Source organism: Streptomyces litmocidini, assembly GCF_014649755.1.
Classification (GTDB): domain Bacteria; phylum Actinomycetota; class Actinomycetes; order Streptomycetales; family Streptomycetaceae; genus Streptomyces; species Streptomyces litmocidini.
The window spans coordinates 43,138-68,053 of record NZ_BMTQ01000022.1 but is presented as its reverse complement, the minus strand read 5'-3'; the positions used below and the strand labels follow the sequence as shown (position 1 = coordinate 68,053).

Annotated in this window: 29 protein-coding genes; 18 read left to right on the top strand and 11 right to left on the bottom strand. The window is 73.6% G+C overall.

The window, feature by feature from the left end; genetic code table 11:
• Positions 1-44 precede the first annotated feature (44 nt).
• The 3 genes from IE180_RS32580 to IE180_RS32570 all read left to right on the top strand — a co-directional run bounded on the left by IE180_RS32580 (position 45) and on the right by IE180_RS32570 (position 1,644).
• Positions 45-884, top strand: a complete 840-nt coding sequence (locus tag IE180_RS32580; RefSeq protein WP_190160544.1) for a sulfurtransferase — start codon at positions 45-47, stop codon at positions 882-884.
• Between the two features lie 43 nt (positions 885-927).
• Positions 928-1,218, top strand: coding sequence for a DUF1416 domain-containing protein (locus IE180_RS32575; RefSeq protein WP_030693674.1), 291 nt, complete (start codon positions 928-930; stop codon positions 1,216-1,218).
• Positions 1,219-1,344: 126 nt separating this feature from the next.
• Positions 1,345-1,644, top strand: a complete 300-nt coding sequence (locus IE180_RS32570; protein WP_506005098.1) for a DUF3099 domain-containing protein — start codon at positions 1,345-1,347, stop codon at positions 1,642-1,644.
• Positions 1,645-1,704: 60 nt separating this feature from the next.
• Here the strand turns inward: IE180_RS32570 and IE180_RS32565 are convergent, their stop codons facing one another.
• Entirely contained in the window at positions 1,705-2,067 is a 363-nt protein-coding gene (locus tag IE180_RS32565; protein ID WP_190160542.1) for a DsrE family protein, read from the bottom strand.
• A gap of 102 nt (positions 2,068-2,169) precedes the next feature.
• Here IE180_RS32565 and IE180_RS32560 point away from each other — a divergent pair, with 102 nt between their 5' ends.
• The 6 genes from IE180_RS32560 (at position 2,170) to ygfZ (ending at position 7,019) form a co-directional block, all read left to right on the top strand.
• Positions 2,170-2,985 (top strand): hypothetical protein, encoded by an 816-nt coding sequence (locus IE180_RS32560; protein ID WP_229861128.1) that lies wholly within the window; start codon positions 2,170-2,172, stop codon positions 2,983-2,985.
• A 17-nt stretch (positions 2,986-3,002) separates the two neighbouring features.
• Entirely contained in the window at positions 3,003-3,803 is an 801-nt protein-coding gene (locus IE180_RS32555; protein ID WP_190160541.1) for a hypothetical protein, read from the top strand.
• Positions 3,800-4,741, top strand: coding sequence for a hypothetical protein (locus IE180_RS32550; RefSeq protein ID WP_190160540.1), 942 nt, complete (start codon positions 3,800-3,802; stop codon positions 4,739-4,741). Before IE180_RS32555 ends, IE180_RS32550 begins: the two co-directional genes overlap by 4 nt.
• 225 nt (positions 4,742-4,966) lie before the next feature.
• Positions 4,967-5,539, top strand: a complete 573-nt coding sequence (locus IE180_RS32545; protein ID WP_190160539.1) for a heme-binding beta-barrel domain-containing protein — start codon at positions 4,967-4,969, stop codon at positions 5,537-5,539.
• Between the two features lie 42 nt (positions 5,540-5,581).
• Entirely contained in the window at positions 5,582-6,043 is a 462-nt protein-coding gene (locus IE180_RS32540) for a Fur family transcriptional regulator (protein WP_190160538.1), read from the top strand.
• 10 nt (positions 6,044-6,053) lie between these two features.
• Positions 6,054-7,019, top strand: coding sequence for a CAF17-like 4Fe-4S cluster assembly/insertion protein YgfZ (gene ygfZ / locus IE180_RS32535; protein WP_190160537.1), 966 nt, complete (start codon positions 6,054-6,056; stop codon positions 7,017-7,019).
• Here ygfZ and dtd read toward each other — a convergent pair whose 3' ends face one another.
• On the bottom strand, positions 7,020-7,445 hold the full coding sequence (gene dtd / locus IE180_RS32530) for a D-aminoacyl-tRNA deacylase (RefSeq protein WP_093874890.1): 426 nt from the start codon (positions 7,443-7,445) through the stop codon (positions 7,020-7,022).
• A 139-nt stretch (positions 7,446-7,584) separates the two neighbouring features.
• On the opposite strand from dtd, the gene IE180_RS32525 reads away from it, so the two are divergent.
• The 4 genes from IE180_RS32525 to IE180_RS32510 all read left to right on the top strand — a co-directional run bounded on the left by IE180_RS32525 (position 7,585) and on the right by IE180_RS32510 (position 12,312).
• A complete protein-coding gene (locus IE180_RS32525; protein ID WP_190160536.1) occupies positions 7,585-8,199 on the top strand; it encodes an RsiG family protein in 615 nt (204 codons plus the stop codon).
• Positions 8,200-8,314: 115 nt separating this feature from the next.
• Positions 8,315-9,562 (top strand): GNAT family N-acetyltransferase, encoded by a 1,248-nt coding sequence (locus IE180_RS32520; protein ID WP_190160535.1) that lies wholly within the window; start codon positions 8,315-8,317, stop codon positions 9,560-9,562.
• Positions 9,563-9,618: 56 nt separating this feature from the next.
• Positions 9,619-10,251, top strand: coding sequence for a TetR/AcrR family transcriptional regulator (locus tag IE180_RS32515; RefSeq protein ID WP_229861126.1), 633 nt, complete (start codon positions 9,619-9,621; stop codon positions 10,249-10,251).
• 60 nt (positions 10,252-10,311) lie between these two features.
• Positions 10,312-12,312, top strand: coding sequence for a HelD family protein (locus tag IE180_RS32510; RefSeq protein WP_190160534.1), 2,001 nt, complete (start codon positions 10,312-10,314; stop codon positions 12,310-12,312).
• On the opposite strand, the gene IE180_RS32505 is transcribed toward IE180_RS32510, so the two are convergent.
• The 5 genes from IE180_RS32505 to IE180_RS32485 form a co-directional block, all read right to left on the bottom strand.
• Positions 12,239-13,231 (bottom strand): helix-turn-helix transcriptional regulator, encoded by a 993-nt coding sequence (locus IE180_RS32505; RefSeq protein WP_190160533.1) that lies wholly within the window; start codon positions 13,229-13,231, stop codon positions 12,239-12,241. The genes IE180_RS32510 and IE180_RS32505 overlap by 74 nt on opposite strands.
• Positions 13,228-14,655 carry an MFS transporter gene (locus IE180_RS32500; RefSeq protein WP_229861124.1) on the bottom strand — a complete coding sequence of 476 codons (1,428 nt, stop codon included), beginning with the start codon at positions 14,653-14,655 and terminating at the stop codon, positions 13,228-13,230. The genes IE180_RS32505 and IE180_RS32500 overlap by 4 nt, the downstream gene beginning before the upstream one ends.
• 88 nt (positions 14,656-14,743) lie before the next feature.
• On the bottom strand, positions 14,744-15,229 hold the full coding sequence (locus IE180_RS32495) for a MarR family winged helix-turn-helix transcriptional regulator (RefSeq protein ID WP_190160532.1): 486 nt from the start codon (positions 15,227-15,229) through the stop codon (positions 14,744-14,746).
• A gap of 83 nt (positions 15,230-15,312) precedes the next feature.
• Positions 15,313-15,732, bottom strand: coding sequence for a VOC family protein (locus IE180_RS32490; protein ID WP_190160531.1), 420 nt, complete (start codon positions 15,730-15,732; stop codon positions 15,313-15,315).
• 10 nt (positions 15,733-15,742) lie between these two features.
• Positions 15,743-16,189 carry a helix-turn-helix transcriptional regulator gene (locus IE180_RS32485; RefSeq protein ID WP_229861122.1) on the bottom strand — a complete coding sequence of 149 codons (447 nt, stop codon included), beginning with the start codon at positions 16,187-16,189 and terminating at the stop codon, positions 15,743-15,745.
• Between the two features lie 91 nt (positions 16,190-16,280).
• Between IE180_RS32485 and IE180_RS32480 the strand changes: the two genes are divergently transcribed.
• From IE180_RS32480 to IE180_RS32470, 3 genes are all read left to right on the top strand, one after another.
• On the top strand, positions 16,281-16,670 hold the full coding sequence (locus IE180_RS32480) for a helix-turn-helix domain-containing protein (RefSeq protein WP_190160530.1): 390 nt from the start codon (positions 16,281-16,283) through the stop codon (positions 16,668-16,670).
• Between the two features lie 37 nt (positions 16,671-16,707).
• Positions 16,708-17,277, top strand: coding sequence for a hypothetical protein (locus tag IE180_RS32475; protein WP_190160529.1), 570 nt, complete (start codon positions 16,708-16,710; stop codon positions 17,275-17,277).
• Positions 17,278-17,366: 89 nt separating this feature from the next.
• Entirely contained in the window at positions 17,367-17,714 is a 348-nt protein-coding gene (locus IE180_RS32470) for a DUF2516 family protein (RefSeq protein ID WP_123457405.1), read from the top strand.
• Positions 17,715-17,833: 119 nt separating this feature from the next.
• Here IE180_RS32470 and IE180_RS32465 read toward each other — a convergent pair whose 3' ends face one another.
• From IE180_RS32465 to IE180_RS32455, 3 genes are all read right to left on the bottom strand, one after another.
• Positions 17,834-19,135 carry a PP2C family protein-serine/threonine phosphatase gene (locus IE180_RS32465; RefSeq protein WP_373302848.1) on the bottom strand — a complete coding sequence of 434 codons (1,302 nt, stop codon included), beginning with the start codon at positions 19,133-19,135 and terminating at the stop codon, positions 17,834-17,836.
• Between the two features lie 317 nt (positions 19,136-19,452).
• Positions 19,453-20,502 (bottom strand): C40 family peptidase, encoded by a 1,050-nt coding sequence (locus IE180_RS32460; protein ID WP_190160527.1) that lies wholly within the window; start codon positions 20,500-20,502, stop codon positions 19,453-19,455.
• A 304-nt stretch (positions 20,503-20,806) separates the two neighbouring features.
• The gene (locus IE180_RS32455) at positions 20,807-21,601 is read right to left on the bottom strand and encodes a class I SAM-dependent methyltransferase (protein WP_190160526.1); all 795 of its coding nucleotides are present in this window, start codon (positions 21,599-21,601) and stop codon (positions 20,807-20,809) included.
• Between the two features lie 496 nt (positions 21,602-22,097).
• On the opposite strand from IE180_RS32455, the gene mshA reads away from it, so the two are divergent.
• Positions 22,098-23,465 (top strand): D-inositol-3-phosphate glycosyltransferase, encoded by a 1,368-nt coding sequence (gene mshA / locus IE180_RS32450; RefSeq protein ID WP_190160525.1) that lies wholly within the window; start codon positions 22,098-22,100, stop codon positions 23,463-23,465.
• On the top strand, positions 23,458-23,952 hold the full coding sequence (locus tag IE180_RS32445; protein WP_190160524.1) for a type III secretion system chaperone family protein: 495 nt from the start codon (positions 23,458-23,460) through the stop codon (positions 23,950-23,952). The genes mshA and IE180_RS32445 overlap by 8 nt, the downstream gene beginning before the upstream one ends.
• Here IE180_RS32445 and IE180_RS32440 read toward each other — a convergent pair.
• On the bottom strand, positions 23,921-24,868 hold the full coding sequence (locus IE180_RS32440) for an AraC family transcriptional regulator (protein ID WP_190160523.1): 948 nt from the start codon (positions 24,866-24,868) through the stop codon (positions 23,921-23,923). The genes IE180_RS32445 and IE180_RS32440 overlap by 32 nt on opposite strands.
• Positions 24,869-24,916: the final 48 nt, after the last annotated feature.

The following is a 24,916-nucleotide window of genomic DNA, read 5'->3' as shown; positions in this document are numbered from 1 at the left end:
ACCACCGCAGCACACCCCCGCACACTGCCCCGGAGGAGAACAGCATGGCTCGCAGCGACGTCCTGGTCGACGCGGACTGGGTCGAGGCCAACCTCGACAACCCGCAGGTCGCCATCGTCGAGGTCGACGAGGACACCTCGGCCTACGAGAAGAACCACATCCGCAACGCCATCCGCATCGACTGGACGAAGGACCTGCAGGACCCGGTCCGCCGCGACTTCATCGACCAGGAGGGCTTCGAGAAGCTCCTCTCGGCCAAGGGCATCGCGAACGACACCACGGTCGTCCTCTACGGCGGAAACAACAACTGGTTCGCCTCCTACGCCTACTGGTACTTCAAGCTCTACGGCCACCAGGACGTCAAGCTCCTCGACGGCGGCCGCAAGAAGTGGGAGCTCGACTCCCGCGACCTCGTCGCCGAGGTCCCGACCCGCCCGGCCACCGAGTACAAGGCCAAGGCCCAGGACGCCTCGATCCGCGCCTTCCGCGACGACGTCGTGGCCGCGATCGGCGCCCAGAACCTGGTCGACGTCCGCTCGCCCGACGAGTTCTCCGGCAAGCTGCTCGCCCCGGCGCACCTCCCGCAGGAGCAGTCGCAGCGCCCCGGCCACGTGCCCAGCGCCCGCAACATCCCGTGGTCGAAGAACGCCAACGACGACGGCACCTTCAAGTCGGACGACGAGCTCAAGGCCCTCTACGAGGCCGAGCAGGTCGACCTGGCGAAGGACACCATCGCCTACTGCCGCATCGGCGAGCGCTCCGCGCTCACCTGGTTCGTCCTGCACGAGCTGCTCGAGGTCCCGAACGTCAAGAACTACGACGGTTCCTGGACCGAGTACGGCTCCCTCGTCGGCGTGCCGATCGAGCTCGGCGCCAACAAGTAATCCGGTCGCGCGACCCCGAAACCTCTAGGACAGGACAGAGAACATGTGTGGAGCTCAGGTCGGCGGCCCCGACGTCAGCACGCTCAAGCCCGGTGAGACGGCCATCCAGGGCCAGGTGACCAAGGACGGCGAGCCCGTCACCGGTTACGTGCGCCTCCTCGACGGCTCCGGCGAGTTCACCGCCGAGGTCCCGACCTCGGCCACCGGCCAGTTCCGCTTCTACGCGGCGACCGGCGAGTGGACCCTCCGCGCCCTGGTCCCCGGTGCCCAGGCCGACCGCAAGGTCGTCGTCACCGAGGCCGGCAGCCTGACGGACGTGGCCATCGCGGTCTGATCCGCGAGCGCGGTGACGCACCGCACCCGAACGGCCGGAGGGCCGTGCCTCCTGGGGGGTTGGACGCCTATTCCAGGACCTGGGGCACGGCCCTCCGGTCTGTTCCGTTCCGGGCTCCGGCCGCCGGTGACGGGGGGGCACGCCCGGTCGTACGCTGAAGGTGTGATCGCACGACGTCGGCGCGTCTACTTCTGGATGATGGGCGTCTGCCTGGTGCTCTTCGTGGGCGCCTGGGCCGTCGTGCGCCTGTTCTCGATGCCGGCCGCCATCGGCATGTGCGTCGTCGCCATGGTCATCCCCCCGATCGCCGCGATGGTCGCGAACCGCCGGGGCCCGGACGACCGCTGGTGGGACGATCCGTCCGGGGACCCGAAGTCCGACGAGTGGTGGGACGAGCTGGACGGCAAGAAGCGCCGGGGGCCGTAGCTCCCGCTGATCAGCCGGGGCCGTGGGTCCCGGCTGATCCACAGGGGGATCAGGAGGGGATCAGTAGACGAGGGCCTGGGTCTCGTCGGACAGCGCCTCCTGGACGAAGACCTGGGCGCCGGCGATGCGGACGCCGTCCAGGACGTCCTTCTCCGTGATCTCGCGGCGGGCCGCGCACTGCGTGCAGAGCGTGACGCGGCCGGCCGCCAGGACCGAGTCGATCAGGTCCGGCAGCGGCGCGGCGTGCGGGAGCTCGAACTCCGCCGCGCGGCCCGGAAGGGCGAACCAGGAGGACTCGCCGGTCAGCCAGAGCGAGACCTCGACCCCGCTGGCGACGGCGACGGCGGCCACCGTGAAGGCCTGGGAGCAGCGTTCGGGGGCGTCGGCCCCTGCGGTCACCTTGATCACGAGCTTCTTCGCCATATGCCGAACTGTAATGCGCGGCGGTGCAACCTCATGCGTCCCTCACGGGTCAGCTGGGTGCGCGGATGACGGAATCCGTGCTTCAGGTCTCGTGGGGGGCTCTTGAGCATCGAAGAAAGTGTCCGGGATGCGGATACGGCACCACCGCCCGAGCCGGACGCGGTCACGGAACCCGCACCTCCGGTCCGACGTCCGCGTCGTCGCGGCCTCCGTACCCTGGGGCTGATCGCCGTCGCCGCCGTCGTCGGCCTCGTCGGCGGCACCGCCGTCGGCTACCGCGTCCAGGCCGACCGCGAACCGACCGCGCTCCCTCCGCTGAACCAGCCGGGCCTCGCCTACCCGGCGAAGCCGCTGCCCAAGGGCCAGGAACCGGCGCCGCTGTCGGCGAAGGAGGACCGCCGGACGAAGGCGCAGGGCGACCTGCGGAAGCTGCTGCTGCCGAGGCCGGCGGGGGCGAGGAAGGACGAGTTCGGCGGCGGCAACGGCTGGATGCCGGTGTACGAGTTCGCCTCGAGGTTCGACAGGCCCGACCGCGCCCTCGACTACCAGTTGGACCTGGGCATCCGCCGGGTCGCGGCAGAGTCCTGGGTGACCGGCGAGCACAAGCGGATCGAGATCCGGCTGGTCCAGTACCGCGCGAACGACACCCTCGGCGCGCAGGAGTTCGTCGAGGACCAGCAGGACTACATGCCGCACGAGGACTACGCGGGCAACGAGGGCAAGGAGCTCAAGGGCTCGTCCGAGGGCCGCTACTACCTCTTCCCCGCCGACCGGAAGGCCGGCTACCTGGACTTCTACGAGGCCAGGGCCTACTTCCACCGTGGTGACATCGCCGTCGAGATCTTCGTCGGCGACACCGAGAAGATCTCCGAGAAGGAGATCCGTTCGCTGGCCGAGCGACAGCTGGGGCGCCTGTGAGTGAGGAACGGAACGACGTGACCGAGCCCGTGGTGGACCGGGAAGCCGGGAAGCGGGGTGTGCGGCGGGTCCTGCTCGGGGTCGTCCTGCCGTCCGTGGTCGCCCTCGGCCTGATCGGCGGCGGCGTCGCGTACACCGCCGTCACCGTCTCCTCCGCCGACCGCACCGCACCGACGCGGCTGTGGGGCGAGACGGAGAAGAGCGCGAAGGACGACGAGGACCCGGCCGCGCCCCGCGCGCGCGGCAAGGCCGGCACGCCGCTGAGCAAGCTCCTGCTGCCGCTGCCGGAGGGCTACGAGTTCGGCCCCGACGAGGAGCTGTACGGGAACGACGGCGAGCTCGGCGCCGCGGAGGCCACCGCGCTGATGAAGCAGGCGGGTGAGGGGCTGTCCGGGAAGAAGCGCCGCGCGTTCGAGAAGGACATCGACGGGCTCGGCATCGAGGGCATCGGCGTCCGCTCCTTCGCCGACCCGGAGAGCGACGTCGTCGTCACGTTCGAGCTCGCGCGGATGAAGGACAAGAAGCAGATCAAGACCAGCTACCGGCTCCGCAAGGGGGTCATGGACGCCCTGGAGTTCCCGAAGGGCCCCCGGGTGAAGGGCCACCGGAACGCCGTCTGCTACACGGCGCCCGTGGACGACTCGCTGGACGAGGAGGAGCGGGCCGCGGAGCTGGAGGAGATGGTCTGCCTCGCGTACGACTCCGAGGTCCTCGTCACGATGAAGGCGGCGGGAGCCAGGCCGTTCGACAAGGCGCGCGTGGCGAAGCTGCTGACGCAGCAGCTCGACCACATCGCATCCCCGGGGGAGTACGTATGACCGAGCAGACGCAGACCGAGACGTCCGCCCCCGCGCGGGCGGTGGCCGGGACCGCTTCCGAGCCCGTCTCCGAGCCGAAGGCCGAGGCCGCTTCCGAGCCGGTGGCCGAGCCGAGGGCCGAGGCCGCTTCCGAGCCGGTGACCGAGCCGAGGGCCGAGGCCGCGCCGGCGAAGCCGAGGAAGTCCCGCGGGCCCCTGCTCCGGGGCATCGCCCGCTGGACCGCCGCCGTGCTCGTCTGCGGCGCCGTCGGAACCGGTACGGCCATGGGGATCACGTCCATGGAGCGCACCGACGTGCCGGGGCTCGCGACCGAGTCCGACGGCCGCTGGGAGTACCCGGAGCTCGCCCTTCCGGCGCTGCCCGAGGACGCCCTCCGGCCGTTCACCGAGGGCAACGAGGGCGAGATCCACCACGCCGACCTGCGCGAGCTCCTGCTGCCCGCCCCGGCGGGCGCCGCGGTCGACCCGGAGCTCGACGGCGGCTGGGTCGGGCTCGACCCCTACCTGGCGCTGATGAAGCAGAAGGACCGGGGCGAGGTGAAGCAGGAGCTGGCCGACTCCGCGCTCCGGCACGTCGCCGCCCGCGGCTGGACCATGCCGGACGGCACGACCACCCGGATCCACCTGCTGCGGTTCTCGTCGGTGGCGTTCTCGGAGGCGCACAAGGACGAGGCGGTGCGTGAGGTCTCGGCACATCTCCGCCGGCTGCCCGACGGGGTCGAGTCGGCGGAGATCGACATGGAGGCCCAGGGCGCCGACGTGCCGTACGTCTCCGTCTACGCCTACGAGGAGCTGCGGCCGTACGGTCCCGAGCAGACCCGCTGGGCCTACGTCCAGGCCGGGGACACCCTCGCGGTGGTCACCCAGACCCGGAAGGGCGGGGCGCCGGCGGTGCCGTTCCGGCAGACGGTCGCCCTCCAGGCGCAGCTCCTCGGCTGATCGTCGGCGAGACCCACCTCACCGAGTGGCCCGGACCCCAGCCCACTAAGCTGGGGTCCGGCCCGTTCCGCCTTCACCGCTCAGTCGAGGAGCACCCCATGATCGCTTTCTTCGAAACCCTCCTGGTCCTGGTCGCCGTGGGCGTGATCGCCTTCGCCGGCCTGACCGTGAAGAAGCTGTACCAGGGCCAGCGGTAACCACTTCTAGAGAACGCCAGAGCTGCTCATGATCGAGATCCCGTCCGACCTCAACCCGGACCTCGTCCCCCTCGCGTTCCTGCTCGGCACGTGGGAGGGCGCGGGCGTCTCCGACTTCCCCGGTGCCGAGAAGTGCAACTTCGGCCAGTCCGTGACCTTCAGCCACGACGGCCGGGACTTCCTCGAGTACCGCTCCCACTCGTGGGTCCTGGACAAGGACGGCAACAAGGTCCGTCCGCTGGAGAGCGAGAGCGGCTACTGGCGGATCGACAAGGACCGCAAGGTCGAGGTCGTCATGGTCCGTGACCAGGGAATCGTCGAGATCTGGTACGGCGAGCTCGCCGACCAGAAGCCGCAGATCGACCTGGCGACGGACGCCGTCGCCCGGACCGCGGCCTCGGGCGCGTACAGCGGCGGCAAGCGGCTCTACGGCTACGTGAAGAGCGACCTGATGTGGGTCGGCGAGAAGGCGACCCCCGAGGTCCCGCTCCGCCCGTACATGTCGGCGCACCTGAAGAAGGTCGTCACGCCGGAGGAGGTCGCGGAGATGGCCCGCAACCTGCCCGACATGCCGGACGACGGCATCGCGTTCTTCCGCTAGACACACCGGGTGGCGCGCCGCGCCCTCCGTACACTGGGGGGCGTGGTGAGCACCGACTGGAAGAGCGACCTGCGGCAGCGCGGCTATCGGCTGACGCCGCAGCGCCAGCTTGTCCTGGAAGCCGTGGACAGGCTGGAGCACGCGACCCCGGACGACATCCTCGGCGAGGTCCGCAGGACGGCCTCCGGGGTGAACATCTCCACCGTGTACCGGACCCTGGAGCTCCTGGAGGAGCTGGGTCTGGTCAGTCACGCGCATCTGGGGCACGGCGCCCCGACGTACCACCTCGCCGACCGGCACCACCATCTGCACCTGGTCTGCCGGGACTGCTCCGGGGTGATCGAGGCGGACGTGGAGGTGGCCGCCGAGTTCACCGGGAAGCTCCGCGAGACCTTCGGGTTCGAGACGGACATGAAGCACTTCGCGATCTTCGGCCGGTGCCGGGACTGCGCGAACAAGGGCCCGGACGAGGACTCCGGCGAGGACGCCGCCGTCGGGTCGTAGGCTCTACAGCATGAAGAGCCCCCTGTTGTCCCTGCCCGGCGCCGTCCCCGCCGAAGGCCGCGACGAAGGCGTCGCCGCGCACTACGGCGACCTGTTCCGCGAGCAGCGCGCCCTCGCCGAGGGCGACGGCTTCGTCGACCTCTCGCACCGGGGAGTCGTGGCCGTCTCCGGTGACGACCGGCTGAGCTGGCTGCACCTGCTCCTCACCCAGCACATGACCGAGCTGCCGCCCGGGCGGGCGACCGAGGCGCTGATCCTCTCCGCCAACGGGCACATCGAGCACGCCCTGTACCTCGTCGACGACGGCGAGACGGTGTGGGCGCACGTCGAGCCGGGGACGCGCGAGGAGCTCGTCGCGTACCTGGAGTCGATGAAGTTCTTCTACCGGGTGGAGGTCGCCGACCGGACCGAGGACTTCGCCGTCGTGCACCTGCCGGCCGGCTCCATCGCCGAGGCGCCCCCGGGCGTCGTCGTACGGGAGACCCCGTACGGCCGCGAGCTGTTCCTGCCCCGCGCCGACCTGGAGTCCTTCGCGGCCTCGCACGGGCCGGCCGCCGGGATCCTCGCGTACGAGGCGCTGCGGGTCGAGGCGCACCGGCCGCGGCTCGGCTTCGAGACCGACCACCGGACCATCCCGCACGAGGTCGGCCTCATCGGCAGCGCCGTCCACCTCCAGAAGGGCTGCTACCGGGGACAGGAGACCGTCGCCCGGGTGCAGAACCTGGGGAAGCCGCCGCGCCGCCTGGTCTTCCTGCACCTGGACGGCAGCGAGGTCCTGCTGCCCGCCCACGGCACCCCGCTCCGGCTCGCGTCCGACGGCGAGGAGGGCCGGCAGCTCGGTTTCGTGACGACCGCCGTCCGCCACCACGAGCTCGGTCCGATCGCCCTCGCCCTGGTCAAGCGGAACGTGCCGGTGGACGCTCCGCTGGTCGCCGGGACGACGGCCGCCGCGCAGGAGACGGTCGTCGAGCCCTGATCACACCTCCAGGAGCACCGTGAACGGGCCGTCGTTCGTGAGGGAGACGCGCATCTTCGCTCCGAAGCGGCCCGTCTCCACGTGGGCGCCCAGGTTGCGGAGCTGGGCGACGACCTCGTCGACGAGGGGTTCGGCGACCGGGCCGGGGGCGGCGGCGTTCCAGGTGGGGCGGCGGCCCTTGCGGGCGTCTCCGTAGAGGGTGAACTGGGAGACGACGAGCAGCGGCGCGTTCACGTCGGAGCACGACTTCTCGTCGTTCAGCACCCGGACGGACCAGAGTTTTCTGGCCAATTGGGCGGCCTTCTCGGGGGTGTCGTCGTGGGTCACCCCGACCAGGACGCACAGCCCTTCGCCGGTGATCTCCCCGACGGTCTCCCCTGCGACGACGACGCTCGCGCCGTCGACCCTCTGCACCACTGCTCGCATGCCCCCAACCTACCGAGCGGGCCGCGGGCCGAAGGACGAGGGGCCGAACGGGTGCAGAGCGCCTGCACGGGCGCGTGCAGGGTGGCACCATGCGTGTGAGGCGGTGCGGCCGACCGCACCGGTCGAGGGGACGATTCTCATGAGTGCACCTGGCACCGGGCCGACGCCGTCCGGACCCGTACCGCTGACCCGCTCCGGAGCCCGGGGCGGAGGACAGGGCGGAGGGCCCCTGACGCGCCCACCCGTGCAGCGGGTCGCCGACCCGGCGGACCGGACGCGGCGCGATCTCGGCGCCCTGCGGCTGCCCGAGCTGCGGGCGCTGCGCCGGGACGCGCAGAGCGACGAGGCCGACCTGAGCTACGTGCGCCGGATGCTCCAGGGCCGGATCGACATCCTGCGGGCCGAGCTGGCGCGGCGGACCGATCCGGAGGCCCCGGTCCTCGACCGGCTCTCCGAGATCCTCGCCGACGTGCCCTCCCGGCACCGCAGCTCGGCGCGGCACGTGACGCTGTCGACCCCGCGCGGCGAGGAGTACCGGCGGCTGGCGGCCGAGATGCTGTCGGAGGTCGAGCTGTCGGACCTGACGGCCCGGACGGACGACGAGCTGCACGCGGCGATGGGCAGGCTCGCGGGGTACGAGCAGCAGGTCTCGCGGCGCCGCCAGCACCTCCAGCGGACCGCCGACGACTGCAGCGCGGAGATCGCCCGCCGCTACCGGGAGGGCGAGGCCCAGGTCGACGACCTGCTGGCCTGACCGGGGACGGAGACCGGGGCCGGGGGGACCCGGGTGCGGGGTCCGGGCGGAGGGCCGGGGCCGGGACCGGAAAACCCGGGTGCGGGGCCCGGCGCGCCGTGCGTAGGGTCGGCGGATGACTGTCGATGTGCGCACGGTGACGGAGTCCGAGTTCCCCGACTGGCAGCGGGCGCTGCGCACCGGGTTCCTGAAGGTCCCGGTCGTCTCCGACGAGGAGGCCGCGGACCGGCTGGCCCACGCGGACCTGGCGCGGACGCTCGGCGCCTTCGACCGGGACCGGATCGTCGCCACCTTCCGCTCCTTCCGCCAGGAGGTCAGCACGGTCGGCGGGGGCGGTCTGACCGCCGACGCGATCACCCAGGTCACGGTCTCGCCGACGCACCGCAGGCGCGGGTTGCTGAGCCGGATGATGGCCGCGGACCTCGCCGCCGCGAAGGAGCGGGGCGACGCGATCGCGACGCTGATCGCCGCCGAGTACCCGATCTACGGGCGGTTCGGTTTCGGTCCGGCGAGCTGGACCGCCGAGTGGAGCGTCGACGTGAACCGGGCCGGTCTGGACCCGCGCCGCTCGGGCCGTCCGGAGGACGGCGGCCGGATCGACCTGACGGACGGCGCCGAGATCCGCAAGGTGGGTCCCGAGGTGCACCGCCGGCTGGCCGGCGTCCGCGCCGGGGTCACGAACCGCGACAGGCGCGACTGGGAGAGGAGCACCGGTCTCGTCCCCCAGACCATCGCCTCGTGGCGGGAGCCGTACTACGCGGTGTACCGGTCGGAGGCCGGCGAGGTCGAGGGGTACGTCGCGTACACCGCCGACGACAAGTGGGACGACGCGAAGCGCCCGCTGAACACGGCGACCGTGCGGGACCTCATGGCCGTCACCCCGGCCGCCGAGCGCGCCCTGTGGCACTACCTCTGCTCGATCGACTGGATCGCCACGGTCCGCTCCGGCTACCGGTCGCCCGACGACCTGCTGCCGCTGCTGCTGCCCGATCCGCGCGCGGCCAGGATGCTGACGTACGCGGACATGCTGTGGGTCCGGGTCCTGGACGTGGTCCGGGTCCTGGAGGGCCGGACGTATCCGGTGGAGGGGGGCCTGGTCCTGGAGGTGCGGGACGCCGGCGGGCTCGCGGGCGGGCGCTTCCGGCTCGACGCCTCCCCGGCGGGCGCGGCCTGTGTCCGTACGACCGCGTCGGCCGATCTCGCCCTCGACGTCGCGGAGGTGGGCCCGCTCGCGTTCGGCGACGAGTCGGCGGTACGGCTGTCCCGGCTGGGGCGCGTGGAGGAGCTGACGCCCGGCGCGGCCGCCCGTGCCGATCTGCTGTTCCGCACCCCGCTGCGGCCCTTCTCGCCCGACGTCTTCTGAGGCCGGGGGCGGTCGGGCGGGCGTCCTAGGATGGCGTCCTACGAAGGAGGCGCCCGGTGGCGGAGGACGGTGTGACCGGGCCGGCCGGTCTTCGCGAGCGGAAGAAGGCGCGGACCCGGCAGGCCCTGTCGGACGCGGCCATCGCGCTCTTCCTGGAGAAGGGCTTCGACGCGGTGTCCGTCGCGGAGGTGGCCGCCGCCGCCGAGGTCTCGAAGCCGACCCTCTTCCGGTACTTCCCCGCCAAGGAGGACCTGGTCCTGCACCGGTTCGCCGACCACGAGGACGAGTCGGCGCGGGTGGTGGAGGCCGGGCGGGCCCGGGGCGCGGCGCCGCTCGACGCGCTGTACGCGCACCTCCTGGACGGGCTGGAGCGGCGCGATCCGGTCACCGGGCTCTGTGACGTGCCGGCGGTCCTGGCGTACCACCGGCTCCTGTACGGGACTCCGGCCCTGCTCGCCGGCGTCCACGGCTACCAGCAGCGCTCGGAGGAGGTCCTCGCGCGGGCGCTGGGCGGCGATCCGCTGGTGGCGCGGCTCGCGGCCGGGCAGGTCGTGGCCGTGCTGCGGGTCCTGGCGAACGAGAACGTGGCGCGGCTGATGGCCGGCGAGGCGGTGGACGCGGTGGCGGGGGACGCGGTGGCGGCGGCGGGGGCGGCCTTCCGGTCGTTGCGGGAGGGGCTGCCGTACTGACCACTCCTATGACCAGGTAAAAAACGTAACTCGGTAACGTTTTCCGTTAGGCTCGACGGAATGACGTCACCGGACCCCGAGCCCGCCCACGAAGAACTCGCCCGCGAAGAACTCGCCCGCGAACGCTCCCACCACGACGCCTGCCGCGCCGCCCTGATCCGCATGACCGAGGACGTGGCCGAACAGGTCGTCACCGGCGAGGACGTCGCCGCCTCCGGCGCCGACGCCGAAGTGCTCGGCCGCCACCTGCGCAGCCGCGCCAAGGAGATGGCCGAACAACCCCCCGGACCGCTGTTCTTCGGCCGCCTCGACCGCGAGGACGGCCAGGTCCACCACATCGGCCGCCGCCGGATCGCCGAGCACCCCGCCGCCCCGCCCCTCGTCGTCGACTGGCGCGCACCCGTCTCCCGCGCCTACTACCAGGCCGGCCCGCACGACCCGCAGGGCGTCCTGCGCCGCCGCCGCTTCGGCTGGGCCCCCCACAGCACCGGCGCGACCGAGGACCTGACCGCCCTGGAGGACGAACGCCTCACGGACGGCGGAGCGGGGACGGGGACGGTCAGCGCCCTCCTCGCCGGGGAGATCGAGCGGCCCCGCGTCGGCCCCATGCGGGACATCGCGGCCACCATCCAGCCCGAACAGGACGACCTCGTACGCTCCGGGCCGGCCGCCTCCCTGTGCGTGCAGGGCGCCCCCGGCACCGGCAAGACCGCCGTGGGCCTGCACCGGGCCGCGTACCTCCTCTACACGCACCCGCAGCGGATCCGCCGCTCCGGCCTCCTCGTCCTCGGCCCCCACCGGGCCTTCCTCGCGTACATCGCCGAGGTGCTGCCCTCGCTCGGCGAGACCGGGATCCGGCAGGCCACCCTCGACGAGGAGATCGCCCGCCACCCGGTCCGGGCCGAGGACGACGAGGCGGTGGCCCGGGTCAAGCACGACGCCCGCACGGCGGAGCTGCTGCACCGCGCGCTGTACGGCAGGGTCGACGCGGCCCCGTCGGAGGACCTGGCCGTCCCCGACGGCTCGTACCACTGGCGGCTCCCGGCGGCCGAGCTCGCCGCGATCGTCTCGGCGGTACGGGAGGAGGCCCCGCCCTACGCGACCGGCCGCGAACGGGTCCGGGCCCGCGTCGTCCGGGCCCTCCGGCTCCGGGCCGAACGCCGCTCGGGGCCGATGGGCGCGGCCTGGGCGCGGCGGATCGAGCGGGCGCGGGCGGTGACGGCGTTCCTCGACCGGTGCTGGCCGAGGACGACGCCGGAGGAGGTCCTCGCCGAGGTGCTGACGGATCCGGCGGTGTTCGGGGAGGAGTTCGCGGTGCTCCGCTGGGCGCGGCCGCCCCGCTCGTACCGTTCGGCGCGCTGGACCGCCGCCGACCTCGTCCTCCTCGACGAACTCGCCGGCCTGATCGAACGCCCCGAGAGCTACGGGCACGTCGTCGTCGACGAGGCCCAGGACCTCTCGCCCATGCAGTGCCGGGCCATCGCCCGCCGCACCGAGTTCGGTTCGCTCACCGTCCTCGGGGACCTCGCCCAGGGCACCACCCCGTGGGCGGCCCGCGACTGGGACGAGCAGCTGGCGCACCTGGGCAAGCCCGGGGCGCCGGTCGTGCCGCTGACCCTCGGCCACCGGGTGCCCGCCGCGATCGTCGACCTCGCCAACCGGGTCCTGCCGTGGCTCGGCGCCGACGTGCCCGCCGGGCGTTCGGTGCGCCGGGGCGGCGAGGTGACGGTCCACCGGACGACGGACCTGGCCGCCGGGGCCCGCGAGGCCGTGCGGGCCGCGCTCGCGGCGGAGGGCTCGGTGGGGGTCGTCACGGCCGACCACCTCGTCGACGCGGTGGCCGAAGGGGTGAGGGGGCACGGGGAACGGGTGAGCGTGCTGCCCGCGTCCCTCGTCAAGGGCCTGGAGTTCGACCACGTCGTGGTCGTCGAACCGGCCGCGATCGTGGCGGCCGAGGCGCGCGGGCCGAACCGGCTGTACGTGGCGCTCACCCGGGCGGTGTCGCGCCTCGCGCTGGTGCACGAGGCGGAGCTGCCGGAGTGCCTCCGTACGACTCCGTGAGTTCGGCGCCGATCCGGGCGAGGGCCGTCCGCGCCTCCGGCGGGTCGAGGAGCTCCACGCGGGCGCCGAGCCCGGCCAGCCGGGCGGCGACCACCTCGGGGGAGGGGCCGTCGGCCTCGAAGGACGTCCAGCCGTCCGGGCCGTGCTCCCCGTACCGCACGCGCCCGCCGAGCAGGCCCTCCAGGACGGACTCGGTGCCCGGGGCGGCCCGGCCCCGGACCGTCGCGGCGACCATCCGGTCCTCCATGCGGGCGGCGAGCGCGCGCCAGGCGGTGGCGAGGTCGAAGCCCTCGGGGCGCTCGGCGGGGGCGCCGGTCTCGGCCACCGAGGTGACCCGGCCGACGCGGAAGGTCCGCAGGCCGTCGGCCGTGTCCGCGAGGAGGTAGCGGACCCCGGCCTTCGCGGCGATCCCCAGCGGCTGGACGGTCCGCTCGCGGGGCGCGCGGCCGGGGCGGGCGTACCCGATGCGCAGCTCCCGGGCCTCGACCACGGCCCGCTGGAGCGCGGCCAGTTGGGCCTCCTCGGCCTCCGCTCCCGTCCAGTCGGTGCCGTCGGCGATCCCGGCGCGGGCGGCGGCCTCGGCGCCCTCGCGGAGGGGAGCGGGGAGGGCCCGTACGAGCTTGCGGAGGGCGGTCCGGGTCTGGGGGCTCGCGTCGGCGTCGGGCCCGGTCAGCAGGAACAGCGCGCGGATCTCCGGGGCGGTCAGGCCGGTCAGGTCGGTACGGGCTCCGCCGACGAGCGACCAGCCGCCGCCCTGCCCCGCCTGCGAGTACACCGGGACCCCGGCGCTCGCGAGCGCTTCGAGGTCCCGGCGGGCCGTGCGCTCGGACACGCCCAGCTCGGCGGCGAGTTCGGCGGCGGTGATCCGCTGCCGCGTCTGGAGGAAGAGCAGGGCGGCGACGAGTCGGTCGGCTCTCATGCCGCCATTGTCATCTGCGGGGCCCTTTCGGCGGAGGTGGGGCGCAGGACGGTGAGGGCGACGGTCAGGGCGAGGAGGAGGAGAGCGGCGCCGACGGCGAAGGCGAGGTGGTAGCCGCCCGTCAGCGCCTCGGGGGTGGGCTTTCCGGCCGCCGTGAGGGTCTCGGTGCGGGCGGCGGCGAGGGTGGAGAGGACCGCGACGCCGAGGGCCATGCCGATCTGCTGGGTGGTGTTGAAGACGCCGGAGGCCAGACCGGCGTCCGCCTCCCGCGCGCCGGACATGGCGAGCGCGGTGAGGGCGGGGAGCGCGAGGCCGAAGCCGGCGGCGAGCAGCATCACGGGGAGCAGGTCGGTGGCGTACGAGGCGTGGACGGGGACGCGGGCCAGCAGGCCGAGGACGCCGACGAGCAGGACGAGGCCGGCGAGCAGGACGTTCCGCTCGCCGAAGCGGGCGATGAGGGGGGCCGAGACGCCGAGCGAGACGGCGCCGATGACGAGCGCGGCGGGCAGCATCGCGAAGCCGGTTCCGGCGGCCCCGTACCCGAGGACCTTCTGCAGGTAGAGGGCGACGAGGACCTGGAAGGAGAAGAGCGCGGCGACCATCAGCATCTGGACGGCGTTCGCGCCGGCGACGTTGCGGGAGCGGAGGATCCGCAGCGGCATGAGGGGCTGTGCGGCCTTCGCCTGGCGGAGCAGGAAGCTGGCCAGGAGGGCGAGGGCGAGGGCCCCGAAGCCGAGGGTGTGCGCCGAACCGGCCCCGTGCTCCTCGATCTTGACGACGGCGTAGATCCCGGTCATGAGGCCGGCGGTCACGAGCAGCGCGCCGAGGACGTCGGCACCGGCGCTCAGGCCCCGGGCGCGGTCGGCGGGGAGGGCGCGGAGGGCGACGAGGACGGTGGCGGCGCCGATGGGCAGGTTGATGAAGAAGATCCAGTTCCAGGCGAGGGCGTCGGTGAGGACGCCGCCGAGGACCTGGCCGAGGGAGGCGCCGGCGGCGCCGGTGAAGCTGAACACGGCGATGGCGCGGGCGCGTTCGCGGGGTTCGGTGAAGAGGGTGACGAGGATGCCGAGGCCGACGGCGGAGGCCGTCGCGCTGCCGACGCCCTGGAGGAAACGGGCGGCGACGAGGACGGCGGGGGAGGTGGCGACGCCGGCGAGGAGCGAGGCGGCGGTGAAGATCCCGGTGCCGGCGAGGAACATCCGCTTGCGGCCGACGAGGTCGCCGAGCCGGCCGGCGAGGAGGAGGAGCGAGCCGAAGGCGATCAGGTAGGCGTTGACGACCCAGCTGAGGCCGACGGGGGTGAAGCCGAGGTCGTGCTGGATGGCGGGCATGGCGACGGTGACGATGCTGCCGTCGAGCACCGTCATCAGCATGCCGGTGGCGAGGACGCCGAGGGCGAGGCGGGGGCCGGTGGGCGTGCGCATGGGGACTCTCCTGTCCGACGGAGGTGACAGGAGAGACGCTAACAGATTGTTTTGTTGCAGACTATTTTTTACGGGAGGAGTGGGGGCCTCATCCCCGCTGACGGGCCCGGCGTGCGGGCCTGGGGCTCTCGACGGGCGTCTCCAGATGCCCGGCGGCCAGCCGGCCGAGGGCGCGCACCAGCACCTCGCGCTCGTCGTCGGGCAGCGAGGAGAGGGCGCCCTCGTGCACCCCGTCGACGATCTCCTGGCTCTGCCGCGCCACCTCCGCCCCCGCCTCGGTCACCGCGATGATCCGCGCCCGGCGGTCGGTGGTCGACGGCCTGCGCTCGGCGAGCCCGGCCTTCTCCAGGGCGTCCACGGTCACCACCATCGTGGTCTTGTCCATGTCCCCGATCTCGGCGAGCTGCGCCTGCGTCCGCTCCTCCTCCAGGGCGTGCACCAGCACGCAGTGCATCCGCGCGGTGAGCCCGATCTCCCCGAGCGCGGCCGCCATCCGCGTCCGCAGGACGTGGCTGGTGTGGTCGAGGAGGTAGGAGAGGTCGGGTTCGGTGCGGGCGGGGGCCATGGAAGTCATGCCTGCCAGCGTAGCGAGGGTCGATCCGTCACGGATGATTGCGAAGCGGACGAGCGCGGGGCGCCGGGGGCCGACGAGGAGGTTCAGGCCGTGGACCGGGCGAAGCGGATCATGTTGCCGGCCGGGTCGCGGAAGGCGCAGTCGCGAACGCCGTAGTGCTGGTCGACCGGCTCCTGGAGGACCTCGAAGCCGGCCGACCGGATCCGTTCGAAAGTGGCGTCGACGTCCTCCGTCGAGAAGATCGCGCCGCGCAGCAGGCCCTTGGCGAGGAGGTCCGTGACCGCCCGGCGGTCGGCCTCCGAGGCGTTGGGGTCGGGGAGCGGGGGCTCCAGGACGACCGCCACGTCCGGCTGCGCGGGCGAGCCGAGGGTCACCCAGCGCATCCCCCCGTGGCCGACGTCGTCGCGGACCTCCAGGCCCAGGGCGTCGCGGTAGAAACCGAGCGCCTTGTCGGCGTCGTCGACGGTGACGAAGCACTGCGAGAGCTTGATGTCGTTGTCCATGCCGTCGACGCTACGGCGAGGGGTCCGGACCCGCTTCTCCGTTCCTGACCGGTTCGGCGGGCCCGCCGTTCCTCGCCGGCCGGGTGAGCACCTTGGCGACGCACGCCGGCATCGCCGCGCCCTCCTCGTGGGCCCGGGCCCGGTACGCGCTCGGCGTCTCGCCGACCAGCTCGGTGAAGCGCGAGCTGAACGACCCGAGCGACGTGCAGCCCACCTCGAAGCAGACCTCGGTCACGCTCAGGTCCCCCCGCCGCAGCAGCGCCTTCGCCCGCTCCACGCGGCGGGTCATGAGGTAGCCGTACGGCGTCTCCCCGAACGCGGTGCGGAAGCTGCGCGCGAAGTGCCCGGTCGACATCAGGGCGACCCTGGCCAGGGCCGGAACGTCCAGGGGGGACGCGTAGTCGCGGTCCATCGTGTCCCGCGCGCGGCGCAGTCGTCTCAGATCGTCCAGATCCACGCCCCCAGCATGGCACGGCCCGCCCCGCCGCGGCCGCGACTTTTGCAAGCACCTGCTTGCAATAGTTAGCAATGGCTGGCATGGTCGGGGCATGGCATCGCTCAACGTCGGCAATCTCGGCGAGTACCTCCGCGAGCAGCGGCGGACCGCGCAGCTCTCCCTGCGGCAGCTCGCCGACGCCGCCGGGGTGTCGAATCCGTACCTCAGCCAGATCGAGCGCGGGCTGCGCAAGCCCAGCGCCGAGGTCCTGCAGCAGGTCGCGAAGGCGCTGCGGATCTCCGCCGAGACGCTCTACGTACGGGCCGGGATCCTCGACGAGAAGGAGCGGGAGGAGCTGGAGACGCGCGCCGTCATCCTGGCCGATCCCTCGATCAACGAGCGGCAGAAGCAGGTGCTGCTCCAGATCTACGACTCCTTCCGCAAGGAGAACGCCGCCGACGCCGCCGCGGCCGACACGGGCACCGTGCCGCCTTCGCACTAGTACGCCCCAGTACGTCACATCCGGGAGGACCACCAGCATGGCCATCATCGACGAACTGCGTACCCCCCTCTACTTCGCCGCCGGCACCGCCGACCTCGCCGTGCGGCAGGCCCGGAAGGTACCCGGGCTGATCGAGCAGCTCGCCGCCGAGGCGCCCGCCCGCATCGACGCCGTCCGGAAGACCGACCCGAAGGCCGTGCAGGAGAAGGTGACCGCGCAGGCCAAGGAGGCCCAGGCCACCGTGCAGGCGAAGTTCGCCGAGGTCGTCGGCGGCCTCGACACCGACCTCAAGAAGTTCGGCGAGACCGCCCAGGACCTGGCCCTGCGCGGGGTCGGCGTCGCCGCCGAGTACGCGGTCAAGGCGCGCGAGAAGTACGAGGAGGTCGCCGCGCACGGCGAGGAGGCCGTCCGGGCCTGGCGCGGCGAGGTCGCCGAGGAGATCACCGAGATCGCCGTCGTCGTCGAGCCGGAGCCGGCGCCCAAGGCGGAGGAGGCGGAGGACCCGGCGGCGGAGACCGGGGCCGGGGCCGAGAAGGCGTCCGCCCGGAAGACCACCGTCCGCAAGGCCTCCGCCAAGAAGACGGCCGTCGCCGCCGAGAAGGAGTAGGGCGGGCACTCCTGGGGGTACCCGGTGCGTTGTACCGGGTACCTTGACCGCGAGGCGCTCTCTCTCCATCCCACTAGGCGGTGCTCAGCATGTTGCGCGCGGGATTCGATTCCCTTCTCTCCCTGGTGACCTTCCTGGTCTTCACCGGCTTCGCCGTCGCCGCGCTCGTCTTCGCCGCCATGGCGCGCGAGGACGCCTACCGCGCCGCCGACAAGCAGACGAAGAAGTTCTGGCTGATCGTCCTGGGCGTCAACCTCGTCCTGAACCTGCTGCTGCCGATGCTGTTCCTGCAGATCGCGGGGCTGATCGCCGCCATCGTCTTCATGGTGGACGTGCGACCCGCGCTCGCGCAGGTCTCCGGCGGGGGCCGGGGCGGCCGCCGCGGCGGCGGCTCCAGCAGTGACGGACCGTACGGCCCCTACAACGGCGGCCGATAGGCGGCAGGCAGCGCCACGGCAGGACCCGGGAGGTGCTCACCCCCGGGTCCTGTCCCTCTTCCGGGACCCGGGAGGCGCTCACCCCGGGCCCCGTCCCTCTTCCGGGATCCGGGAGGTGCTCACCCCCGGGTCCTCTCCCTTTCCAGGGCCAGGACGGCGACGTCGTCCGTCAGCTCGCCGCCGTTCAGGGACCGGACCTCCGTCACGGCCGCCTCCAGGAGCTCCTCGCCGCGCAGGCCCGAGGCCAGCTGGCGGTTGATCATCTCGACCATCCCGTCCTGGCCGAGCCGTGGGGAACCGGGGCCCGCCGAACGGCCCTCGATGAGCCCGTCCGTGTACATGAGCAGGCTCCACGCCCCGCCCAGCTCGACCTGCCGGCGCGGCCAGCGGGCGCGCGGCAGCAGTCCGAGGGCCGGGCCGCCGTCCTCGTACGGGAGGAGGCGCGCGGCCCGCCCGTGCCGGGCGATCAGCGGCGAGGGGTGGCCGGCCAGGCAGAGCCCGGCCCGGCGTCCGTCGGGCGCGATGTCGACGGTGCAGAGGGTCGCGAAGATCTCGTCGCTCTCCCGCTCGTGCTCCAGGACCTGCTGCATCGTCGAGAGCAGCTCGTCCCCGCAGAGGCCCGCGAAGGTCAGGGCCCGCCAGGCGATCCGCAGCTCGACGCCGAGCGCGGCCTCGTCGGGACCGTGCCCGCAGACGTCGCCGATCATGGCGTGGACGGTGCCGTCGGGGGTGCGGACGGTGTCGTAGAAGTCGCCGCCGAGCAGGGCGCGGGAGCGGCCGGGCCGGTAGTGGGAGGCGAACCGCAGGTCGGAGCCCTCCAGGAGCGGGGTCGGCAGCAGGCCGCGTTCCAGCCGGGCGTTCTCCTGGGCGCGCAGCCGGGACTCGGCGAGCTTCACCTGGACGGCGTCGGCCCGCTTGCGCTCGACGGCGTAGCGGATGGCCCGGCTGAGCAGCCGTCCGTCGAGCTCCTCGCGGAAGAGGTGGTCCTGGGCCCCGACGCGTACCGCCTCGGCCGCCAGCTCGGCGTCGGCGGAGGCGGCGAGCGCGAGGACGGCGTGGCGCGGGGCGAGGCGCAGGATGTGCCGCAGCGGGGCGAGCGGGTCGTCGCCGGCGGCGGCCCGGGGGCCGGGCAGGGAGAGGTCGACGAGGACGCAGTGGACGTCGTCGGTGAGGAGCCGCTCGGCCTCGGTGAGGTTCCGGGCGGTGCGGATGCGGACCCGGGTGCCGGCGGCGTCGGCCGCGTCGAGCAGTTCGGGTACGGCGAGGGCACCCGCCGGGTCGTCCTCGACGACCAGGAGAGTGAGATCGCTGCGATCGGTTCCTGTGACTGTGCCTGTCATGGGAGTGGCGTCCATTGGGGTGGCCTCGCCGGGTCCCGCAGCGGCAGAGACGTTTCTCTGACGCGGTACGGATACGGGCATCGGTCCGGTTTCCTTCCCTCCCCCCGAGGGTGCGCGGGGCGCCGGGTGGCGTCCCGCCCGTCCCGGACCATAGCGGTAGGGCGGTGCGCAACGGAATGGCGATCAGCCCGTGAGAGGACGCGCCGTGCTTGGCATATGCCGCGGAAGGGGAGGTACTTGCCCCCGCGCGGGGGCCCGGGCCCATGAGAAACGTCACGCCCCGGACGTGGCTCCCGTCACGCCCGCCGGGTCGCGGAGGTGGCTCGTGTCACGCGGGGCGGGGCGCGAGGGGGCGGGTCACGAAGGGAGGAGGGGGCGGGTCACGCGGGGCGGGCGGGTCACGCGGGGCGGACCACTCCCAGGATCTCCATCGAGCCCGCGCCCGCGAGGGTCACGTTCCGCCCCGGGCGCGGCGCGTGCACGATCATCCCGTTCCCGACGTACATCCCGATGTGGCTCGCGTCCTTGAAGTAGACGATCAGGTCGCCGGGCCGCATGTCCTTGATGTCCACGTGCGGCAGGAGCCGCCACTGCTCCTGCGAGGTGCGCGGGATGCCCCGGCCGGCCGCGCCCCAGGAGCGCTGGGTCAGCCCGGAGCAGTCGTACGAGAGCGGCCCCTCGGCACCCCAGACGTACGGCTTGCCGATCTGGGCCGTCGCGAACTCGACCGCCTTCCTGCCCTCCTCGGTCGTGTCCCCCTTCAGGCCCTTGAGGACGCCGGTGCCGAGCCAGGTCGTCTGGGCCCGGTTCAGGGCCTGCTGCTCCAGGAGCCGCAGCCGCTCGCGCTCCTCGGCGGCGAGTTCGGCCTCCAGCTTCTCGGCGGCGGCGATCTTGTCGTTGATCTCCTTCTTCGCCTTCGCCTGCCGGACGCGGTTGGCCTCCAGCTTGGTCCAGTTGGCGCCCGCGTCCTTGGCGTAGGTGTCCAACTCGGCCTGGGCGCGGGTCATCTCGCCCAGGAGGTCGTGGGTGGCCTTCGCGCCGTCCTTGAGCCGTCCGGCGGCGTCGAGGAAGAGCTGCGGGTCGTTCGTGAGGACGAGCTGCGCGCCCTCCGGGAGCCCGCCGTTGCGGTACTGGGCGCGGGCGGCGGCGCCGGCCTTGGCCTTGAGGTCCTCGATCTTCTCGCGGCCGTCCACGATCATCCGGGCGAGCCGGACGAGTTCGGCGGACTGCTCCTTCGTCCTCTCCTCGGCGAGGTTGTACGCGTCGGTGGCGACGGCGGCCTTCCGGTACAGGTCGTCGATCTCCGCGCGCACCTCCTCCAGGCTCTTCCTCGGAGGGGAGGGCGGGAGCGGCGCGGCGGCGGCCTGGAGGGTCAGTGCGGGAGAGGCCAGCACGGTCAGGGCGCAGATCACGGTGATCGCGGCGGTGGCGTGGCGGCGTCGGTTCACGAGCTCCCCCTCGAGTGACCCAAATCTGATTTACCGTCAGTAACCTGATGGCGGCCTGGCGATAGTGCCACGCGAAACAGGAAAGCGACAGAGGAAACCTGGGCCTGTCGGGCCCGTCCCCCTCACGGGGGACGAGTGGGGTGCGTGTGGCGTTCCCTCCGGACGGGAAATTCAGCGGGAGTTGGGGAGAAGCGAGGGGAAGTCCCGAGGGAGGGCCCCGAGAGGAGCCCTGAGGGAAGCCCGGAGGGAAGCCCGGAGAGGGGCCCCGAGGAGCACGCCCGCGGACGCGCCGGCGGACGTCCCGTCACCCGCGCGGTGCCAGCGCCTCCCAGCGCACCGTCACCTCGCCCTGTCGCCAGCGGCGCGGGCCGTCCGTCAGCGGCCAGTCCGCCGCGAGGTCGCGGGCGGAGCGGATCCACCGCTGTCGCGCGCCCAGCGAGGCGTACGGGGCGGCCGCCGCCCACGCCCGGTCGAAGTCCCGCAGGAAGGCGTGCACCGGCTCGCCCGGCACGTTCCGGTGGATCAGCGCCTTCGGCAGCCGTTCCGCGAGGTCCGAGGGCCGGTCGAGCGAGCCGAGCCGGGTCGCGAAGGTCACGGTGCGCGGCCCGCCCGCGTCGAGCGCCACCCACACGTGCCGGCGGCCGATCTCGTCGCAGGTCCCCTCCACGAGCAGCCCGCCGGGGGCGAGTCGCCCGCAGAGCCTGGCCCAGACGGCCGCGACCTGGTCCTCGTCGTACTGGCGCAGCACGTTCGCCGCCCGGATCAGGGCGACCCGACCGGGCACCGGCACCTCGAAGCCGCCGTGCAGGAAGGAGAGGCCCTCCCGCTCGTACGGCTTCGCGGCCTCGACCCTGGCCGGTTCGATCTCGATGCCGTAGAGCCGGGTGCGGGGCTCGGCGGTGCGGAGCCGGGCCAGGAGCTCCACGGCGGTCCAGGGGGCGGCCCCGTACCCGAGGTCCACGGCGAGCGGCGGCTCGGGGAAGCCGCGCAGGGCGGGGCCGTGGACGGCGGCGATCCAGCGGTCCATGCGGCGCAGCCGGTTCGGGTTGGTGGTCCCGCGGGTCGGGGTGCCGACGGGGCGGGTGGTGCGCGGGGCCATGTCATGAGCGTAAGGGGTGCGGGGGAGGGGCCCGGGTCGGGCGGGAGGCCCCGGCGACGGCTGCGGGCCCCGGGCAGTGGCCCCGGGAGGGAAGGGGACCTGCCCCGGGCGGTCGCCCCGGGCGGAACGAGACGGGCCCCGGGCGGTCGCCCCGGGCGGTCGCCCCGGGCGGAACGAGACGGGCTCCGGGCGGTCGCCCGGGGCGGAACGAGAGGGGCTCCGGGCGGTCGCCCGGGGCGGAACGAGAGGGGCTCCGGGCGGTCGCCCGGGGCGGGAAGCGGGCCGGTCCCGGGCGGTCGCCCCGAACCGAAAGGGCCCGCTCCGGGCGGTGTCCCCGGCAACGAATTGGCAAAGCACCCCTTTGTCGGAAATGAAAGGGGCCATTCCGGCGTTGTCGCGGCTGGAGGACGTCCCACGCCCTCCACCTGCCATGCCCGCCCAGCTCAGCCCAGCCCCCGGGGCCCGTGAGCGGCCCCCGAGCGGAAGGACCGCCGACGTGAGCCAGTACGTGTCCCGGTTCGCCGGTACCCGGCACCGGCACCCGGCGCCGGCCAGGCTCCGGCTCCCCGGCCGGCACCGCACCCCCCGGCGCGTGGCCATGCTCAGCGTCCACACCTCGCCGCTGCACCAGCCCGGCACGGGGGACGCGGGCGGCATGAACGTCTACATCGTCGAGCTGGCCAAGCGGCTCGCGGCCATCGACATCGAGGTGGAGATCTTCACCCGGGCCACCACCGGCGGCCTCCCCCCGGTCGTCGAACTGACGCCGGGCGTGCTCGTACGGCACGTGGACGCCGGTCCGTACGAGGGGCTGGCCAAGGAGGAGCTGCCCGCGCAGCTCTGCGCCTTCACGCACGGCGTGATGCAGGCGTGGGCGGGGCACCGCCCCGGCCACTACGACCTCGTCCACTCCCACTACTGGCTCTCCGGCCACGTCGGCTGGCTGGCCGCCGAGCGCTGGGGCGTCCCGCTCGTCCACGCCATGCACACCATGGCGAAGGTCAAGAACGCCGCGCTCGCCGAGGGCGACACGCCCGAGCCCGCGGCCCGGGTGATCGGCGAGACGCAGATCGTCGCCGCCGCGGACCGGCTGATCGCCAACACCGCGGAGGAGGCCGACGAGCTCGCCCGCTTCTACGACGCGGACCCCGGCAAGATCGCGGTCGTGCACCCGGGCGTCAACCTCGACCGCTTCCGGCCCGCCGACGGACGCGCCGCGGCCCGCGCCCGGCTCGGGCTGCCGCAGGACGCGTTCGTCCCCGTCTTCGCCGGCCGGATACAGCCGCTGAAGGCCCCGGACATCCTGCTCCGCGCCGCCGCCCGGCTCCTGCAGCAGGACCCCTCCCTCCGCTCCCGGATGGTCGTCCCGGTGGTCGGCGGCCCGAGCGGCAGCGGCCTGGCCAAGCCGGAGCAGCTGCAGAAGCTGGCGGCCAAGCTGGGGATCTCCGACGTCGTGCGCTTCCACCCGCCGGTGGGGCAGGACCGTCTGGCCGACTGGTTCCGCGCGGCGAGCGTCCTCGTCATGCCCTCGTACAGCGAGTCCTTCGGCCTGGTCGCGATCGAGGCGCAGGCGGCCGGCACCCCGGTCGTCGCTGCGGCGGTCGGCGGTCTGCCCGTGGCCGTACGGGACGAGGTGACCGGCTTCCTCGTGCAGGGGCACGACCCGGCGGACTACGCCCGGGCGCTCGGCCGGTTCGTGGCGGACCCGTCGCTGTCGGCCCGGATGGGGGAGGCGGCGGCGCTGCACGCGGGCTCCTTCGGCTGGGACACGGCGGCCTCGGCCACGGCGGACGTGTACACGGCCGCCATGCACGACCACCGGCTGCGCGAGAACCGCCGTCGCGTACGCTCGCACCATGGCTGAGGACGTTCGGCGGATCATCGAGGACACGTTCGACGAAGCGGAGCTGGACTGGGAGTCCCCGGAGCCCGGCTCGTACGTCGTGAAGCTCCCGGGCACGCGCAAGCTGTTCACCACCCTGTCGCTCCGGGTGGGCCGCCACTCCCTCTCCCTCAACGCCTTCGTCATCCGGCACCCGGACGAGAACGAGGCGGGCGTCCACCGCTGGCTCCTGGAGCGCAACCTCAAGCTGTACGGCGTGGGTTACGCGGTCGACGGCCTCGGCGACGTCTACCTCGCCGGCAAGCTCCCGCTCTCCGCCGTCACGCCGGAGGAGCTGGACCGGCTGCTCGGCTCGGTCCTGGAGGCGGCGGACGGCGACTTCAACACGCTCCTGGAGCTGGGCTTCGCGTCGGCGATCCGCCGGGAGTACGAGTGGCGGGTCTCGCGCGGCGAGTCGACCCGCAACCTCGACGCGTTCAAGAACCTGACGCAGAAGCCCACGAGCTGACGCCCGGTCCCGCCCGGTACCGACCCGGCGTCATGCCGAACTCGCGGCGGAAGGCGTGGGACAGGGCGTACGGCGAGCCGTAGCCCACGCGGCGGGCGACGGCGGCCAGCGGGTCGCCGGTGTCCCGGAGCAGCGCGGCGGCGCGGGTCAGCCGCCACCAGGCGAGGTACGCCATCGGCGGCCGGCCCACCAGGGCGGTGAAGCGACGGGCCAGGGTGGGGCGGGAGACGCCCGCCGCGGCCGCGAGGCGGTCGACCGTCCAGGGCGCGGCCGGATCGGCGTGCAGGGCGCGCAGCGCGGCGGCGGCCACCCGGTCGCCCAGGGCCGCGGGCCACGTCCCGTCCGTGCTCTCGGCCGTCCAGGACCGGACCATGTAGACGAACAGCAGGTCGAGCAGGCTGGGGAGGGCGAGGGAGGCGCCCGGTCGCTGTTCCTCCAGCTCACCCGCCAGGAGGGCGATGGCGCCCCTGAGTCCGGGATCGCCGTCGGCGCGGGCCGGCAGGTGGACGAGCGGCGGGAGTTCCGCGAGGAGCGGGTGCACGTGGCTGCGGTCGAGCCGGTACTTGCCGCAGACCATCTCGACCTCGCGCCCGTGACCGGCCGTCCGGGTCGGGCGCGGAAGGCTCCCGTCGGCCCACCGGTCGAAGGGCACCGCCCGGGCCACCGTCGCCGCGTCGGCGGGCGCGTCGGCGATGACGTGGCCGGTGCCGTGCGGCAGCAGCACCGCGTCGCCCGCGCCGAGCACGACCGGTTCGCCGCCGTCGGGCAGGAGCCAGCAGCCGCCCCTGAGGACGACGTGGAAGCCCGCTCCGTCGTAGGGGTCGAACCGCGCGCACCAGCGTCCGCCGACCCGCACCCGTTCGGAGGAGGGCCGCCCGACGCGTACGGCCGAGATCGCGTCGCTCACCACGTCCATGGCCGGGAGCGTACCGAAGCGCCGACAGCGGAGGTGAGCGTTCTGCGC

Coding starts and splice junctions, on each gene's coding strand:
- IE180_RS32455 (WP_190160526.1), bottom strand. CDS start 21,601: ATGGCCCCGCGCACCACCCGCCCCGTCGGCACCCCGACCCGCGGGACC.
- IE180_RS32465 (WP_373302848.1), bottom strand. CDS start 19,135: ATGCCCGTATCCGTACCGCGTCAGAGAAACGTCTCTGCCGCTGCGGGA.
- IE180_RS32445 (WP_190160524.1), top strand. CDS start 23,458: ATGGCTGAGGACGTTCGGCGGATCATCGAGGACACGTTCGACGAAGCG.
- IE180_RS32545 (WP_190160539.1), top strand. CDS start 4,967: ATGATCGAGATCCCGTCCGACCTCAACCCGGACCTCGTCCCCCTCGCG.
- IE180_RS32480 (WP_190160530.1), top strand. CDS start 16,281: ATGGCATCGCTCAACGTCGGCAATCTCGGCGAGTACCTCCGCGAGCAG.
- IE180_RS32520 (WP_190160535.1), top strand. CDS start 8,315: ATGACTGTCGATGTGCGCACGGTGACGGAGTCCGAGTTCCCCGACTGG.
- IE180_RS32500 (WP_229861124.1), bottom strand. CDS start 14,655: ATGCGCACGCCCACCGGCCCCCGCCTCGCCCTCGGCGTCCTCGCCACC.
- IE180_RS32510 (WP_190160534.1), top strand. CDS start 10,312: ATGACGTCACCGGACCCCGAGCCCGCCCACGAAGAACTCGCCCGCGAA.
- IE180_RS32440 (WP_190160523.1), bottom strand. CDS start 24,868: ATGGACGTGGTGAGCGACGCGATCTCGGCCGTACGCGTCGGGCGGCCC.
- IE180_RS32490 (WP_190160531.1), bottom strand. CDS start 15,732: ATGGACAACGACATCAAGCTCTCGCAGTGCTTCGTCACCGTCGACGAC.
- IE180_RS32505 (WP_190160533.1), bottom strand. CDS start 13,231: ATGAGAGCCGACCGACTCGTCGCCGCCCTGCTCTTCCTCCAGACGCGG.
- IE180_RS32475 (WP_190160529.1), top strand. CDS start 16,708: ATGGCCATCATCGACGAACTGCGTACCCCCCTCTACTTCGCCGCCGGC.
- IE180_RS32565 (WP_190160542.1), bottom strand. CDS start 2,067: ATGGCGAAGAAGCTCGTGATCAAGGTGACCGCAGGGGCCGACGCCCCC.
- IE180_RS32550 (WP_190160540.1), top strand. CDS start 3,800: ATGACCGAGCAGACGCAGACCGAGACGTCCGCCCCCGCGCGGGCGGTG.
- dtd (WP_093874890.1), bottom strand. CDS start 7,445: ATGCGAGCAGTGGTGCAGAGGGTCGACGGCGCGAGCGTCGTCGTCGCA.
- IE180_RS32470 (WP_123457405.1), top strand. CDS start 17,367: ATGTTGCGCGCGGGATTCGATTCCCTTCTCTCCCTGGTGACCTTCCTG.
- IE180_RS32495 (WP_190160532.1), bottom strand. CDS start 15,229: ATGACTTCCATGGCCCCCGCCCGCACCGAACCCGACCTCTCCTACCTC.
- ygfZ (WP_190160537.1), top strand. CDS start 6,054: ATGAAGAGCCCCCTGTTGTCCCTGCCCGGCGCCGTCCCCGCCGAAGGC.
- IE180_RS32580 (WP_190160544.1), top strand. CDS start 45: ATGGCTCGCAGCGACGTCCTGGTCGACGCGGACTGGGTCGAGGCCAAC.
- IE180_RS32575 (WP_030693674.1), top strand. CDS start 928: ATGTGTGGAGCTCAGGTCGGCGGCCCCGACGTCAGCACGCTCAAGCCC.
- IE180_RS32525 (WP_190160536.1), top strand. CDS start 7,585: ATGAGTGCACCTGGCACCGGGCCGACGCCGTCCGGACCCGTACCGCTG.